The organism is Streptomyces sp. NPDC028928, assembly GCF_055564915.1.
On sequence record NZ_JBVHVI010000006.1, the window covers coordinates 319,241 to 333,850 of the forward strand.

The following is a 14,610-nucleotide window of genomic DNA, read 5'->3' on the forward strand; positions in this document are numbered from 1 at the left end:
CCGGGACGCGCTCACGCACCCGAGACGGCCAGCTGGTCGGCCAGCCGGTGGGCCTGGGTGAGCAGCGCGCCGTAGGTGGCGACCTCGTCGGGATCGTCCGTCGTGGAGCGCACCAGGTCCCGGCGCAGCTCCGTGAGCGCGCCGCGCAGTTCCGCCACGGCCTCGCGCAGCTCGTCCTCGCACTCGTCGCCGAACCGGCTGTGGCTGTACAGCCGCAGCGCGCGGGCGGTCCGGCACAGGAACTTTGCGTACCGGCGGGCGAGTCGGGGGTGCGGCCGGGGCGCGGGGCGGTCCTCGGCGGCGGCCTCCAGCACGGTGCGGGTCACCTCGGCGGTGTGCACGGCCGCGTAGTCCAGCACCAGGAGGGCGTCGTCGTACCCCTTGCCGGGCAGCGGCGCGGCGCCGGTACGGCGGCGGCGCGGGTTGGCGCGCAGGCTCTCCCGGCCCCACTCGACCGCCGAGCGGGCCTGCTCCACCAGCCGGTGCAGCCGCAGGGCGCGCTCGTGCCAGGCGCCGGCCTCCTCGGCGTCCCAGTGTCCCGCGGCCAGCCCGTCGGCCACGGCCCGCAGGATGTCGTGGGTCTCCTCGGTCGCGTCCCGCAGCACGGCACGGGTGTCGCGCAGGTACAGCGGCGGCCGGACCAGGGCGTTCACGGCGATGCCGACGACCGCTCCGAACGCGGCCTCGGCGAGCCGGGCCGCGGAGGTGGCGACGGTGACGGACCCGTTGGTCAGGACGAACAGGGCGCCGGTGGCCGCGTAGATGCCCTGGCTGCCCAGGCGCCGCCACTGGCCCAGCAGCATCACGAGGGGGAGGACCACCGCCATCGCGGCCACCGTGCTGTGCAGCAGCAGCCCGACCGCGGTGGCCGCGACGGTGCCGGCCGCGATCGCGGCGAGCTGCTGCAGGCCGTGCGCGATCGACCGGTACACGGTCGACTCCACCAGGACGACCGCCACCCACGGCGCGACGAACGCCACCGGCGCCCGCAGCCACCAGCCGGCCACCGCCCAGGCCACCCACGCGGCCAGCGCCGCCTTCACCGCCTGGACGGCCATGTCCCGCTCCCGGCCCGGTCCGGCCCGGGCCCGCCGCGCCGCGCCCACCGCGGCCGACAGATCTCGCCGTACTCCCTGCCAGGTCCGTCGTATCCCACGCACGGCGACCCGGGTGCCACCTCCGGCACCGGTCCATGCCTGCTCGGCCCGGGTACCTTGCCCCGCGCCTTCACACGGTACATATGAAGAAGCGTTCAAGTGTCGTCTGTATGATGACTGCCATGGGTCATGGAGCAACTCCCGCGCGGACAGCGGTTCCTCGCACGCGCCTGGACGCGGACAGCGCCACCCGGGTGGCGACCACCCTCCAGGCCCTCGCCACCCCGTCCCGGCTCCTGATCCTGGCCCGGCTGCGCGAGGGCCCGTGCGCGGCCACCGAACTCGCCGCCGAGGTCGGCATGGAGCAGTCCGCGTGCTCGCACCAGTTGCGGCTGCTGCGCAACCTCGGCCTGGTCGTCGGCCGCCGCCAGGGCCGTTCGGTGATCTACGCCCTCTACGACGGCCATGTCGCCGAACTCCTCGACCAGGCCGTCTACCACGTCGAGCACCTGCGCCTCGGCCTCAGCGACGGCGCGGACGCCGGTCTCCCGGAGGAGACGTCGTCCGGCACGGCCCCCTAGCCGGGGGGTGCGTGGTGCGAGCGGAGCTGACCCCAGCCCTTCTGACCTGGGGCGAAGCGGACCCCGCCCGGCATGCCTGCGACAGCGCGTCGGTGCCGCGGGTGGTGCGGTCGCTCGGGCCGGCCCGGCGGGTGCCGCGCCGCCCGGACGTTCCCGAGGGCGACCCGGCGCTGGGCGACTGGAGCCGGCGCGAGGCCGGACCCTGGGCCCACGCCATGTCGCAGGCCCTCGTGGACCGCTACGGCCGCTGGACCGTCGGCTGGCGCTGGGCGCGCGACGAAGGGGACTTCGACGGCGGGCCGGTCGGTGGCTGGTGCTGCCCCGAGGACTCGGTCACCACCCCGGAGGAGACACTCGACCGGGTCGTGGCGGCGCTGTGCGAGTGGCGGGAGTGGCTGGAGGGCCTGGCCGCCCGGTTCGACGCCCACCCGTTGCACCCGAGGGGCGCCGAGGAGCAGCGGACCCTGTGGGAGCGCGCCGCCCGCGGCCTGATCCTGCACGTCGCCGACCGCACCGGCTGCGGCAGCGGCTGGTACCGGCACTGCCGTCAGGTGCTCACCTGGTTCCTCGCCCGCTGGGGCGTCGCACCCGAGGTCGCCGGGGAACTGGTGGAAGAGGCGATCGGCGGCCGGTTCGCCAGCTGGACCGCGCCCGAGCCGGAACTGGTCGACGACGTCGCGGAGCGGCTCGCCCGCTCACTGCCGCCGGACGGCGCAGGGGCACCGGCCGCCGGGCCGCCGCCGGACCACCTGCGGCGCTGGCTCGCGGTGCGCGCGGCCGTGCCGTGGCACGAGGCGCCGGACGGCGGTGGCGACGGGCCGGTGACCCCGGTCCGGGACGGAGCGGCGGAGGACATCCGCGCCTTCGACGGCGCCCTCGATCCCGCCCGCGCCCAGGGCCTGCTCACCGCCCTGGAGCGGCTGCGGGCCGACGCGGCGCGCGGCGCCCCGCTCGACTTCGCTCTGGTCCAGGGCTGGCAGCAGCACGTCCTGGGCACCCCGCAGCCGCCGCCGTTCCGCACCCTGCCCGCCTTCGCCAAGCGCGGCCGGGAACGCTACGGCATCGGGCCGGACACCCGCGCCCGCCTCGACGCCTGCCTGGCCGAGAGCGCCCGGGACGCCGGACGGCCCCTCCCGCTGACCGCCCGGGCCGCCTGTGCCTGCCTGGACGTCTGCTTCTTCCATCCCTTCGACGACGGCAACGCCCGGTCCGCCTTCCTCACCCTCGTCTTCGTCCTCGCCCGGGAGGGCGTCGCGCTCGACGACGCCGGTCTGCTCCGGCGCGTCACCTTCCAGGCCGACGAGCCCCAGGACGGGCCGACCCTCGCCCGGCACCTCGACCTCCACCTCGCCCAGACCCGCCGCAACGCCGCCGCGGCCTGATCCGGCCTGATCCGAACGAAACCGCCTGGCGGCCGGTCATGCCAGGCTCGGCGGCGTCCAGTCGGCGTGCCGCAGGATCGCCCGCAGCGTCGCCCGGGACGGGGCGAGGCGCATCCCGGTGTCGCGCAGGGCGACGGCCAGCGGGTGGGACAGCTGCTGGCCCATCCGGCCGGCCTGGCGTGCGGCGCGGGCGACCGACTGGGCCCGGGGGCGGCGCTCGGCGTCGTACCGGGCCAGTGCCGCGTCGACCGACGGCTCCCCGGCGAGCGCGCCGGCCAGGGTGGCGGCGTCCTCCAGGGCCTGGCAGGCGCCCTGGCCGAGGTGCGGTGTCATGGCGTGCGCCGCGTCACCGAGGAGCGCGACCCGGCCCGCCGCGAACGCCGGCAGGGGCGTGACCAGTTCATGGATGTCGTGGTGCAGCACGGCCTCGGGGCGGGTGGCGGCCAGCAGCGCGGGGATCGGCTCGTGCCAGTCGCGGAACCGCTCGCGCAGCACGCCGAGCGGGTCGGCGTGGCGCACCCCGGGCGGCGCGTTGAGCACCGCGTGCCACTCGGCGCGGCCGTCGGTGAATCCGATGTGCCCGAACTCCGCGCCCGGCCCCCAGGTCAGCTCGAAGTCGGTCCGCACCTCCACCGGGCCTTCGGTGATGGCCCGCAGTACCGTCGAACCGCCGTACACCGGGCCGGGGTGGTCCGGGAACAGCAGCCCGCGCAGCCGGCTGTGCACGCCGTCCGCCGCGACGACCAGGTCCGCGTCCAGGACGCCGTCGCCGACGGGCACGCCCACCCGGTCCGGGGCCGACAGGTCGAGCGTGTGCACGGTCTCGCCGACGAGCAGGCACTCGGCGGGCAGCGCCGCGCGCAGCAGGCGGTGCAGCACCGCGCGCGGGATGCCGACGATGGGCGAGCCCAGCTCGCGTTCCAGCAGCGTGCCGTCCATGCGCGCCAGCCAGCGCCCGTTCGGGGTGCGGGTACCGCCGGTGTACTGCGGCCGTGCCGCCGCCCGGACCTCGGCGCCCACTCCCACGGCGTCCAGCGCGCGCAGCCCGTTGGCGTGCAGGGAGATGCCCGCGCCCGCGTCGGCCAGGACGGCGGCCCGCTCCACCACCCGGACCTCCCAGCCGATCCGGCGCAGCCCCAGGGCCGCGGCCAGCCCGCCGATACCGCCTCCGACCACCACCGCCGTACCGCCCATGCCGGTCCCCCTTCGTCCGTCCGTGTCTTCTACACCTGTAGAAGCACCCTAGCGCGGCGTTCTACAGACGTAGAAGCCGGGTGTAGAAAGAGGAGGTGGCCACAGACCGACGTACTCTCCTCGCCGACACGGCGATCGCCGTGCTCGCCGACACCGGCATGCGGGGGCTGACGCATCGCGCCGTGGACCGGGCGGCGCAGCTGCCGCCCGGCACCACCTCCGCCTACTACCGCACCCGGCAGGCCCTGCTGACCGCGCTGGTCCGGCGGCTGGTGGCGCTCGACCAGGCGGAGCTGGAGGAGACCGGCGCCCGCACCCCGGTGCCGCGCACCGCCGACGAGCTCACGGCGGGCATCGCCGCGCTGGTCCGGACGCGGCTCACCGGGGAAGGCCGCCGGCGGTCCCTCGCCCGCTACGCCTGCGCCGTCGAGAGCGCCCACCACCCCGAACTGCGCGAGATCCTGGTGCCGCGCGAGAACCAGGGGCGGCGGGTGGTGCGCGCCTTCCTCGCCGCACAGGGGGTGGCGGACCCGGAGGACCGCACGGTGACCTTGCTGACCTGTGTGGACGGGCTGGTCTTCGACCGCCTGGTGCACGGCGGAAGCGTCCGGGAGGAGGAGATCCGCGGGCTCGTCGCCGCCGCGCTGCGCTGAGCCGTACGTCGCCGCGCCGAGCGGTGCGTCGCTGTGCCGAGCGGTGCGTCGCCGCGCCGAGCCGTACGTCCGGGGGCCGGGTGCTCACGGTGGCAACGCGCGCAGCGCGCTCAGCACCGCCCAGACGACCGAGACCAGCGGGACTGCCACGACGGCACCGATCACGCCCGCGACGATACTGCCCGCGATGACCGACACGGCCACCACCAGCGGGTGCAGCCGTACCGCCCAGCTCATCACCAGCGGGTGCAGCACATGCCCCTCCAGCTGGCCGATCACCACGATCAGCACCAGCACGGCCGCGGCCGTCAGCGGACCCCGCCCGGCCAGCGCGACGACCGTGGCCACCCCGAGCGCGACCGGTGACCCCACCAGCGGGACGAACGCGGCGAAGAACTCCAGCAGGGTCAGCGGCAGCGCGAGCGGTACCCGCAGCACCAGCAGGGCCGCACCCACCAGCACGGCGTTGGTGCCGGCCACGATGATGATGCCGCGCGTGTACCCCGCGAAGGTCCGCCAGGCCGCCCGTCCCGCCCGCTCCCACACCGGGCGGGCCCCGCTCGGCAGCAGCCGCTCGCTCACCCAGCCCCACAGACGCTCGCCCGAATGCAGGAAGAACACCGAGGCGAACAGGGCCAGCGCGCCGCCCGTGACCAGCTCCACCACCCGGCCCAGCTGGCTGACCGCGCTGCTCAGCAGCGACGCCCGGTGCGCGGAGACGTACTGCGTCACCTGGCGTTGCAGTTCGGAGAGCGCACCGGGCCCGAGCCGGAACGGCGGCCCTTGGAGCCACTCCTCGATGCGGTGCACACCGCCGCGGAACTCACCGGCCAGCCGGGCCGACTCTCCCGCCACCGCGCTGCCGACCAGCGCGAGCAGGCCGAGCAGCAGCACCAGGCTGCCCACCAGGGCCACCGCCACGCTCAGCGGCCGCGGCAGGAACCGGGCGAGCAGATCGGTCGGCGGGCGCAGCACCGAGGTCACGACCAGCGCGAGGAACAGGGCGACGGCGACGAGCTGGAAGCTGCCGAGGAGGCTGAAGACGCCGTAGACGCCGACGCCGACGAGAATCAGCCGCCAGGCGTAGGCGGCGGCGATCCGCAGCCACGGCACCGTCCGCTCGGCCGGCGCCACCGGCCCCGGGCGGGGCGGGGGCGGCAGTCGCACGGAGTAGGCCGGCCGGCTGCCCAGCACCACACCCGCGGCCCGGCGCCGACCGCCCCGCCCGGCCGCCCGCCGACGCGCGTCGCCCACCACCGCCCCGCCTCCTCTGCACCCTGCGCGCCGACCGCGGACGGCCGGTCACCTCCACAGCACCGTAAGCACGCGACGCGAAAGCGGCGCGCCCGGCACACCCGCGTGGCAGCGCCGCCCCGCGCGTGTCCGGTGCCGGCGCGGAGCACCGTCCGCCAACGGCGGGCGCCCGCGGGGGGCTACGGTCCGAGTGCCGGCGGTGGGCGCGGCGGGGAAGTCCTCGCCGCCGGCCGGGACCGCACGGGTGACGACCGGGCCGCGGGCGGGCCGGGTCCCGGCGGGCCGCGGTGGCGTCATCCGCTCCGCTCACAGGACCTTCACACGCGGCGCGGGTCGGCTCACCGGGTGAGGGCACTCGGCGGGTGTCGTCGGCAGGGAGGGGGAACCTCCAGTGATCACCGTCGCGGTACTGCTGCTCCCGGTGCTCAGTCTGCTGCTGTACGGGCTGGACCAGGTCGAGGACCGGTGGCTGCTGCGGCGGCCGACGGCCCGTCGCTCCCGGCACCGCCGCCCGGCGCGGGCACGCCGTCACGCAATGCCGTGGGTGTCTCGCCGCACCGGCGGTAGCGGGTGATCGCCTTCCCGAGCTCGATCCGCTCGGGCTCGGGAAGCGTGCCGCCCTGTGCGTAGTCCAGGATGTGCTCGGCGACGGTCCGCAGCTTGACGTTGGTGCGCTGGGAGACGTCCCGCAGCGCCCGCCAGGCCTCCTCCGGGGCTATCCGTCCCAGGACGACGACGGCGCCGATGGCCTGGTCGATCACGGCGTGCGAGGTCACGGCGCGCTGCAGCTGCTGGTTCTCTTCCTGCAACCGGTGGTACTCCGACGCCAGGTCGGTGGCCGAGAGCAGGACCAGCGGCTGGTGCCGGGAGAGGGCGAAGAAGGCCATGGAGCACCTTTTCCATGCGGGGGGCGTCACTGTCACGCCTGCCCCCGGTGAGCGCGTGCACACGAATTGAATCAGCATCACGGACCCCGGTCACGCTGTGGGGTCCGCGTCGCGGTGCGGCGCACCCCGCCTCCCGCCCCGTCTCCCGGGTCTCAGCCCTCGATGTCCTGCGTCGCCCGTTCCACCGGCAGCAGCTCGCGGATGTCCGCGGGCAGCGCGTGGGCCATCCGCTCGGTCAGTTCCGGGGCGAGGGCGGCGTCCAGTACCTCCATCACGGCCGCGGCCTCCCGCAGCGCCGTGTCCTCGTCGGTGCCCGCCCGGACGGCGATGCGTCCGGCGAAGGCGGTGAGCCCGAACCGCTCACCGGCCGTACCGGAGTCCGGAGCGGCGGACGCGTCGGCGGCCTCCCGCATGGCCGCCGCCATGTCCGGCGGCAGCTGGGCGGCCACATGCCGGGCCAGCCCGGACGGCAGCCGTTCCGACAGCGTGCTCACGACCGCGTGCGCGGCCCGTTCGGCCGTCCCCCGGTCGGGCAGCTGGGCCAGCGCCTGCACCTTTCCGATCATCTCGTCGTGCCGCATGAGACCGGTCCCTTCCGCACGAAGTGCTGACGGTACGCCCGTCACCCGGGCGTAGCGGCACTCGCCGAGTACCCCGCACCCGCACCCGGTCACGGGCGAAGAGGACACCGGCCCGCCGCGTCGGCGGCCCGTCGCCGGGTACGCGTCGGCAGCGGAACACCGGCCGACGTGACGAGCGAGGTGCGCATGGCGGACGCGGCACTGCCGGCACCCCTGTGGGACGTCCACAACGGCAGCCCCGTCACGGTGGGACGCCGTACGGGGCCTGACCACCGCGGCCACGGTCTGGCTGACCTGTGCGGTCGGCATGGCCTGCGGCGGACAGCGACGAACAGCCGGAGGGCGAAGAGCCCTCGGCGGCGGGCCCGCGGTCCGGCCTGCTCAGTCCTCGGCCGTCCGCTGGGTCCAGGTCCAGGCGTACTGGAGCCAGTCCGCCACGGTCAGCGCGCCGAGGCCGCCGCACACCAGCCGGGTGAGCCGGGGCGCAGCCGTGTAGGAGCACACCAGGGCGCCGGTGGTCCAGGCGGAGGTGCAGAACGGGCAGGCCAGCAGGTCGCCGACGGCCCGGCGCAGCCCGCTGCCCCGGGGTTCGTCGATGACCTCGTTGCCCTGTCCCTGGCCCGCGCGGCGGGTGAACGGCGCCCGGAGAAAGCTGGTGACCTTGTCCTTGGTCAGCAGCCGCGACGTCTTGTACGCCGCCGTGCCGAGCAGCGCCACGTCCCAGGGCGGCACCTGCTGCGGCAGCTGTACGCCCCGGCGCCGGGCCGCCAGCGCGAAGGTGCCGACGCCCGCCGCGAACACGGAGGCGAGGGCGGCGTACCCGCCCAGGGGGACGTCGTCCTGGTCGTCGTAGCGTGCGGCGTCCGTGCTCATGAGACTTCCCCGGCCTCCCCGGTGCGTGTCCGTACCTGTCACGGGCGCAACGAGTTCCCCCCGGCGCGGAGACGACACGTGACCTTCCGGTCCGCACCGGGGTATAGTATTCATCAGATGATGAATTTCCGCTGAACGCTGCTCCCGAGAAGGGCAGGACCGCAATGGAAAAGACCACCTGCTGTGTCGTGGGAGGCGGTCCGGCGGGCATGGTGCTCGCCCTGCTGCTGGCACGGGCCGGGATCGAGGTCACGGTCCTGGAGAAACACTCCGACTTCCTGCGCGACTTCCGCGGCGACACGGTCCACCCCTCGACCCTGGCCCTGCTGGACGACCTGGGGCTGGCCGAGCGCTTCGCCCGGCTGCCGCAGCGCCGCGTCCGCACCGTCCAGCTGCCCGTGGGCCCCGGCCGCTCGGCGGTCACCGTGGCGGACCTCTCGGTCCTGAACGGCCCCCACAACTATGTGGCGATGGTCCCCCAGTGGGACCTGCTGGACCTCCTCGCCGACGAGGCCCGGCGCGAGCCGGCCTTCCGGCTGCGGATGAACACGGAGGCGACCTCCTTCCTGACCGAGTCCGGGCGGGTCACCGGGGTCCGCTACCGCACCTCCGACGGCCGCACCGGCGAGCTGCGCGCCGTCCTCACCGTCGCCTGCGACGGCCGCGGATCGCTCGCCCGCACCCTGCCGGAACTGCGCCTGCGCCGCTTCGGCTGCCCCATGGACGCCTGGTGGTTCCGCCTGCCCCGGCAGGACGGCGACCCGAGCGGACTCGTCGGCGGCGCCGGAGAGGGCTTCCTCACCGCGATGATCGACCGGGGCGACTACTGGCAGTGCGCCGCCCTCATCCCCAAGGGCACCGACGCCGAGCGCCGCGCCGCCGGCCTCGACCGGTTCCTCGCCGGCTACGCCGCCGCCGTCCCCTGGATCGCCGATCGCACGCACGCCCTGCGCTCGTGGGACGACGTCAAACTCCTCGACGTCCACCTGGACCGGCTGCGCCGCTGGCACCGCCCCGGCCTGCTGTGCATCGGCGACGCCGCGCACGCCATGTCCCCGGTCTTCGGCATCGGCATCAACCTCGCCGTGCAGGACGCCGTGGCCGCCGCCCGCCTCCTGGCCGAGCCCCTGCGCCGCGGGACCGTGGGCCTGCCCGACGTACGCGCGGTGCAGCGCCGCCGCCGGCCCACCACGGTCGCCACCCAGGCGCTGCAGCGCGCCGCCCACGCCCGCTTCATCGCCCCGGTCCTGCGCGGCCGGCCGCCCCTGGGCAGCGCCGAGCGGGCCCGGCGTGTCGCGGGCCTGGTCGCCGGCTCGCCCTGGCTGCGCCGCCTGCCCGCGTACTTCGTCGCGTACGGCGCCCTCCGGGAACGTCCTCCCGCCGAGGCGGTCCGCCGGCCGGCACCGGATGCGGAAGCCGCCAGGGGGGCACCGCACCCGTGACCTCAGCCGCTGCCGGCCACCCGCCTCATCCGGTGTCCCCCAGCTCCCGCAGCCGCTTCCGCGCCTGACGTGCCTGCTCCGGCGCGTCGGCGCGGTCATAGGCGTCCAGGGCCTCCTCCCAGGCCGCACGGGCCTCGGACACGCTGCCGAGCCCGGCGTACAGCGCGCCGAGGTTGCTCGACGCCACCCCCACGCCGTACCAGTCGCCGAGATCCCGGCAGATCGCCAGCGTCGCCCCATGGGCAGCGACGGCCTCCTCCACACGGCCCGCCTCGGCCAGCGTGAGGCCGAGGTTGTTCCAGGCGACTCCTTCAGCCGTGCGCTGTCCGGTCTCCCGCTGGATGTCCCGGGCGCGGACAAAAGCGTCGATCGCCTCCTCCAGCCGCCCTGTTTCGGCGAGGGCCAGGCCCAGGTCGTTCCAGGCGGCCCCTTCGCCGGTGCGGTGTCCCGTTTCCTGGTGCATGTCGCGGGCGCGGGTGAGCGCGTCGACCGACTCTTCGAGGCGGCCTGCCGCCCTCAGGGCGTGGCCGTAGTCGTGCCAGCCGGCCGCTTCCGCGTCCCGGGGGCCGATCATCACCAACAGCGCCAGTGCTCGCGCGGCGGCATCGACCGCCTCGGCCGGCCGCTGGTCCTCCTCCAGCGCACGGCTCAGCGAACCGAGGACGAAGGCCTCGGCCTCCCGGTTGCCGACGTGCCGGGCGGCCAGGGCGGCCCACTCGCTCACTCTGATCCAGTCGTCCACGAAACCACGCCAGCTCAAGTACTCGGTCAGCGCCAGGGCGAGCCGGACCGCGACCGGGGCGCGTTCGGTCTCCGCGGCCCAGAGGACGGCCCTCACCAGATTGACACGCTCGGCGTCCATCCAGGCGACAGCGGCGGACCGGCTGTCGAACCGGACCGGCAGCGACTCGCCGGGCTGCGCCCGCAACCGGACGTCGGCCTCCTCCGCCCACTGCGCGTAGAAGGCGAGCACCCGTGAGCGCGCCGCGTCGATCTCCTCGGCCGTCTCGCCGGTCGCCACCCCCAGCGCGTACGCACGCACCAGGTCGTGCATGCTCCACCGGGACCGATTGCTGCCCCGCGTGACCAGGTGGGCCCGCTCCAGGCCGGCGAGTACGCGGAAGGGCGGTGCGTCCTCGCCCAGCAGAGCCGTGAGCGCCTCCGTACTGAGGTCCGGACTCGGGGCGGCGGCCAGCACCCGCAGGACGCGGGCCTCTTCGTACGTCAGACGGCGGTAGGACGAGTCGAAGACGGAGCGCACACTGCGGGTGCCGTCGTCGAGGCTGTCCAGTCTGTCGTGGGACGTCGCCAGCTCGTCCGCCAGCTCGGCGACCGTCATGTGCGGGTCGGCGGCCAGCCGGGCGGCGGCGATCTGCAGGGCCAGGGGCAGCCGGCCGCACAGCCGCGCGAGGGCGCCGGCGTCCTCGGGATGGCGTGCCACGCGGTCGTCGGACGGGTTGGCGATGCGCAGCGCGTTGTCGAGGAGGGCTGTCGAAGCCTGGAGGGACAGCTCATCGAGGACCAGTGAGCGTGCCGCGAGGCGCGGCATCCTGCTCCGTGAGACCACCACGAGACGGTGCCGTTCGTAGGGCGGGACCAGCGGGGTGACCTGCTCGGCCGAGGAGGCGTTGTCCGCGACGATCAGGACGGGCCGGGTCTGCTGGGCGAGCAGCGTCCGGTAGAGCGAGAGCCGGGCCGGGGCCGTGCTCGGCAGGTGGTCGGCCCGCACTCCCAGGGCCTCCAGGAGGAGGGTCACGGCCTGATCGGCGGTGACCGGATCGTCGCCGTACCCGCGCAGGTCCAGGAACAGGGTGCCCCCGGGGAACCAGCCGTTGGCGCGGGCCGTGTGCGCCGCCTGCACGGCCAGCGCCGTCTTGCCGATGCCCCCCAGCCCCGCGACGGAGGTGACGACCACCGTGTCATGGGGCGCAACCGTGGGAGCCAGAGCGTCGAGCAGCGCGGCCATGGCATCGTCCCGCCCGGTGAAACCGCTCGTGGGAGGGGGGAGGGTGGCGGGAACGCCCACGGGGAAGGTCACCTGGCGACCGATCACCGCACCCGAGAACAGTCCGCCGCGGAAGTCGATGTGGTCGCCGCCGAAGACGGCCGGTACGGGCTCTTCCGCCTCCTGAGCCGCGGGGGCGGGCGGGGCCGCGGACGCCGCGGTGCCGGACCCGGTGTCGGAGACCGCCAGCCGGCCGAGCACCGCTACGGCGGCCCGGGCGGCGGCACGGGCAGCCTGCTGCCGGACGGTGGCCGCGTCGTCGACGCGCCGGCCGTCGGCCGTGTCGCTGATGCCGCGGACGGTGAGGGCCGGAAGCGCGGTGGTGGCGGCGTAGGAGATCCCGGTGGACTCCATCTCGACGGCCACGGCGTCGTCGTACCGCCGCAGCAGTTGGTGCAGCAGGCTGGACGCCGGGTGGTTGAGCACCACTTCGGTGGCCGCGACGGGTTTGAAGTGCACCCGCCCGGCGGGCCGCCAGTCCCGCAGAGCCGCCCGCGCGACCTGCATCAGACGCTGCGAGGCGTGCCACACCGAGGGCCGGGACCGGAATCCCTCGGGTGTCGAGACCACCCCCTGGAAGGCGTACACCCTGCTGGCGACGACGACATCGCCCAGCCCGACGTCGTCGGCGACGCTGCCGGCCAGACCGACGAAGAGCAGGACATCGGGCCGTAACCAGCTCTGGGCGCTTTCGATGAGGGCGGCGGGGGCCTGGTTGCCCGCGCCGGCCTCCGCCAGCGCGACCTTCCAGGGGGTGTGGGGCAGGGAACCCTGTTCGAGCACGGTTCCGTTCGGATGGACGAGCAGCTCCAGGTCCACGAGGTGCTGCCGTACCGCCTCGTACTCGACCGGGAGACCGGTGACGACGAGCGCGGTGCCCGTCGGCGTGTCCCCGGGCGGCGGCGCGGGCGCGTCGGCCGGGGCCGGGTGCTCGGGTCCGGGGACCGGCTCCACCGATGGTTGCGGAACCCGCTCCACACCCTGCCGGCTGCCCAGGGCCAGCGACTGCCTGATCCGCTGTGCGGCGGCGCCGTGGATGCCGCCCGCGCTCTCCAGGACGGTGAGCGCGACCCTGGCGAACGGGACGCTCTCGCGCGGCAGGGGGGAGTCCCACTCGGCCGTGGCCGCTGCCGGTGAGGCGAGCGAGGCGAGGGCACGGAAGCCGGACGCGCCGCCGAAGACCCGGGACACGTTCTCCGACACCCTGGCCAGCACGTCCCCGAGCACCGTCAGGGAGTCCTGTGTCGTCACACAGCCCAGGAGTTCCTCGCGCACCCCGTGGTGGAAGTCGTACAGGACTTCGTCGGGGTTCTCGCCGGGACGCGGCGGGTGGACCCGGCGGATCACGCCGGACAGGAAGATCTCCGCCAGTTCCGTGGGGGTGGACCGGGGCAGCATCGCCCGCTGGACGAGCTGCATGATCGGCAGCGTGAGCGGGGCGGCCGCGAGGTAGCAGGCGAGCTGGAACGCCCCGGGTGACACGCTCATCCGGAGGTGGTGCACGCCTTCGACCGGGTCCTCGGCGGGCGTGGGGCTGGACGGCGGAGCGGCCGGCCAGTCGACGGTGGTGAGGGGAGTGGCCAGCAGGGGTGTCCAGCCCGAGGCGTGGCCGGAGAGGAGATGGGCCCAGGGGGCGAGCCAGTTGGGACGGATCTCCATGACCGGCAGCCACGTGATCTTCTTGCGGTCCGGTGCGTCGGCGGGAAGACCCGGCAGCGGCGCCGTGCAGCGGAAGGAGGGCACGGGAAGCGCCTGGCCGTTCTGCTTCGCGGAGACCGGGACGGTGGGCAGCGCGGTGCGGTGCCACAGCCTGCGCGGCAGTACCTGGAGCACGGCCACGGGCTGCCGCCGCGCCCATTCGGCGAGGGTCGACTTGAAGTCCGTGTCGTGCCAGACGCGCCCCACCCCGTCCGTCAGGAGGACGATCAGGCGCCGCCCGTCGGGACTGGCCAGTTGCCGGAGGCGGTGCGCGGGGCCGGTCTCCTTGTCCGGCCGTGCCCTGCCGCGACGGAACGGGAAGAGCACCGGGGTGGCCGCGTCGGTGTCCAGGGCCCAGGTCCGTACGTCGCGGAAGGCGCCGTGCCGTTCGAACAGGGCCCGGAGTTCGGCACCGGTGCGGTGCCACACGGCCATGGTCGGGCCCACGTCCACCACCAGGTCGACGGAGAACCGCCGCTCCGTGGGCTGCCGCCACATGGGCAGGAGCATGCCCGACTCGCCGACCGCGTGTGCGGTGCCGTGCTCGTCGAGCGCGGGCCGGCCGGGCCTGACGACGTCCTGTCTGAGCGGGCGCAGCGACCGGGCCAGGGAGAGTTCGTCGGGAAGCAGCGGAAGGAGCGGTGTCTCCAGAGGGATGCCGCTCCGCCCGGACCCCCCTTCCGGTACCCCGCGGCCGGTGTTCCCGGCCGATGGATGGAGTTCGGCCTCCTCCTCGTCCGACGCGTCCTCCACCCGGGCGGAAGGACCGTCCGAACGGCCGTCGGCGGGGTGCGGGGGCTGGAGCGGCGAGGCCTCGTCGGCGCGGTCAGCGGGCGGGGCGGGAGGTTCCAGACCGGCCACCGAGGCCATCCAGAGCACGTCCGCCATGAGTTCGGCGTCCGGGCCGGACGCGCAGCCCTCCTTGAGCATCCTCCCGAGATGGTCGCGCAGGCCCTCGCCCAT

General features: G+C 75.2%; 11 protein-coding genes and 1 pseudogene. 5 read left to right on the forward strand and 7 right to left on the reverse strand.

Annotation, left to right across the window (positions count from 1 at the left end):
* Positions 1–11 precede the first annotated feature (11 nt).
* Positions 12–1,118 (reverse strand): FUSC family protein, encoded by a 1,107-nt coding sequence (locus tag ACZ4U1_RS17235; RefSeq protein ID WP_467904209.1) that lies wholly within the window; start codon positions 1,116–1,118, stop codon positions 12–14.
* A 161-nt stretch (positions 1,119–1,279) separates the two neighbouring features.
* Here ACZ4U1_RS17235 and ACZ4U1_RS17240 point away from each other — a divergent pair, with 161 nt between their 5' ends.
* On the forward strand, positions 1,280–1,678 hold the full coding sequence (locus tag ACZ4U1_RS17240) for an ArsR/SmtB family transcription factor (protein ID WP_467904000.1): 399 nt from the start codon (positions 1,280–1,282) through the stop codon (positions 1,676–1,678).
* Between the two features lie 14 nt (positions 1,679–1,692).
* Entirely contained in the window at positions 1,693–3,060 is a 1,368-nt protein-coding gene (locus tag ACZ4U1_RS17245; protein WP_467904002.1) for a Fic family protein, read from the forward strand.
* A 36-nt stretch (positions 3,061–3,096) separates the two neighbouring features.
* Here ACZ4U1_RS17245 and ACZ4U1_RS17250 read toward each other — a convergent pair whose 3' ends face one another.
* Positions 3,097–4,254 carry an FAD-dependent monooxygenase gene (locus ACZ4U1_RS17250; RefSeq protein WP_467904004.1) on the reverse strand — a complete coding sequence of 386 codons (1,158 nt, stop codon included), beginning with the start codon at positions 4,252–4,254 and terminating at the stop codon, positions 3,097–3,099.
* 95 nt (positions 4,255–4,349) lie between these two features.
* On the opposite strand from ACZ4U1_RS17250, the gene ACZ4U1_RS17255 reads away from it, so the two are divergent.
* Positions 4,350–4,907, forward strand: coding sequence for a TetR/AcrR family transcriptional regulator (locus tag ACZ4U1_RS17255; protein WP_467904006.1), 558 nt, complete (start codon positions 4,350–4,352; stop codon positions 4,905–4,907).
* Positions 4,908–4,991: 84 nt separating this feature from the next.
* Here the strand turns inward: ACZ4U1_RS17255 and ACZ4U1_RS17260 are convergent, their stop codons facing one another.
* The 3 genes from ACZ4U1_RS17260 to ACZ4U1_RS17270 all read right to left on the reverse strand — a co-directional run bounded on the left by ACZ4U1_RS17260 (position 4,992) and on the right by ACZ4U1_RS17270 (position 7,629).
* Positions 4,992–6,164, reverse strand: a complete 1,173-nt coding sequence (locus ACZ4U1_RS17260; RefSeq protein WP_467904008.1) for an AI-2E family transporter — start codon at positions 6,162–6,164, stop codon at positions 4,992–4,994.
* 422 nt (positions 6,165–6,586) lie between these two features.
* Complete coding sequence (locus tag ACZ4U1_RS17265) at positions 6,587–7,048, reverse strand: ANTAR domain-containing protein (protein WP_467904010.1); 462 nt, start codon at positions 7,046–7,048, stop codon at positions 6,587–6,589.
* 152 nt (positions 7,049–7,200) lie between these two features.
* A complete protein-coding gene (locus tag ACZ4U1_RS17270) occupies positions 7,201–7,629 on the reverse strand; it encodes a DUF2267 domain-containing protein (protein WP_467904012.1) in 429 nt (142 codons plus the stop codon).
* Positions 7,630–7,873: 244 nt separating this feature from the next.
* Here ACZ4U1_RS17270 and ACZ4U1_RS17275 point away from each other — a divergent pair.
* Positions 7,874–7,951: pseudogene (locus tag ACZ4U1_RS17275) on the forward strand (MgtC/SapB family protein); the annotation flags it as partial.
* Positions 7,952–8,010: 59 nt separating this feature from the next.
* Here the strand turns inward: ACZ4U1_RS17275 and ACZ4U1_RS17280 are convergent.
* Complete coding sequence (locus ACZ4U1_RS17280) at positions 8,011–8,502, reverse strand: DUF1360 domain-containing protein (RefSeq protein ID WP_467904014.1); 492 nt, start codon at positions 8,500–8,502, stop codon at positions 8,011–8,013.
* A gap of 164 nt (positions 8,503–8,666) precedes the next feature.
* Here ACZ4U1_RS17280 and ACZ4U1_RS17285 point away from each other — a divergent pair, with 164 nt between their 5' ends.
* Positions 8,667–9,944, forward strand: a complete 1,278-nt coding sequence (locus ACZ4U1_RS17285; RefSeq protein ID WP_467904016.1) for an FAD-dependent oxidoreductase — start codon at positions 8,667–8,669, stop codon at positions 9,942–9,944.
* Positions 9,945–9,969: 25 nt separating this feature from the next.
* Here ACZ4U1_RS17285 and ACZ4U1_RS17290 read toward each other — a convergent pair whose 3' ends face one another.
* Entirely contained in the window at positions 9,970–14,610 is a 4,641-nt protein-coding gene (locus ACZ4U1_RS17290) for an SAV_2336 N-terminal domain-related protein (protein ID WP_467904018.1), read from the reverse strand.

Bases quoted from the DNA above. Each gene is read 5' to 3' on its own strand.
- ACZ4U1_RS17240 (WP_467904000.1), top strand. From the start codon at position 1,280: ATGGGTCATGGAGCAACTCCCGCGCGGACAGCGGTTCCTCGCACGCGC.
- ACZ4U1_RS17250 (WP_467904004.1), bottom strand. From the start codon at position 4,254: ATGGGCGGTACGGCGGTGGTGGTCGGAGGCGGTATCGGCGGGCTGGCC.
- ACZ4U1_RS17265 (WP_467904010.1), bottom strand. From the start codon at position 7,048: ATGGCCTTCTTCGCCCTCTCCCGGCACCAGCCGCTGGTCCTGCTCTCG.
- ACZ4U1_RS17270 (WP_467904012.1), bottom strand. From the start codon at position 7,629: ATGCGGCACGACGAGATGATCGGAAAGGTGCAGGCGCTGGCCCAGCTG.
- ACZ4U1_RS17280 (WP_467904014.1), bottom strand. From the start codon at position 8,502: ATGAGCACGGACGCCGCACGCTACGACGACCAGGACGACGTCCCCCTG.
- ACZ4U1_RS17285 (WP_467904016.1), top strand. From the start codon at position 8,667: ATGGAAAAGACCACCTGCTGTGTCGTGGGAGGCGGTCCGGCGGGCATG.
- ACZ4U1_RS17290 (WP_467904018.1), bottom strand. From the start codon at position 14,610: ATGGGCGAGGGCCTGCGCGACCATCTCGGGAGGATGCTCAAGGAGGGC.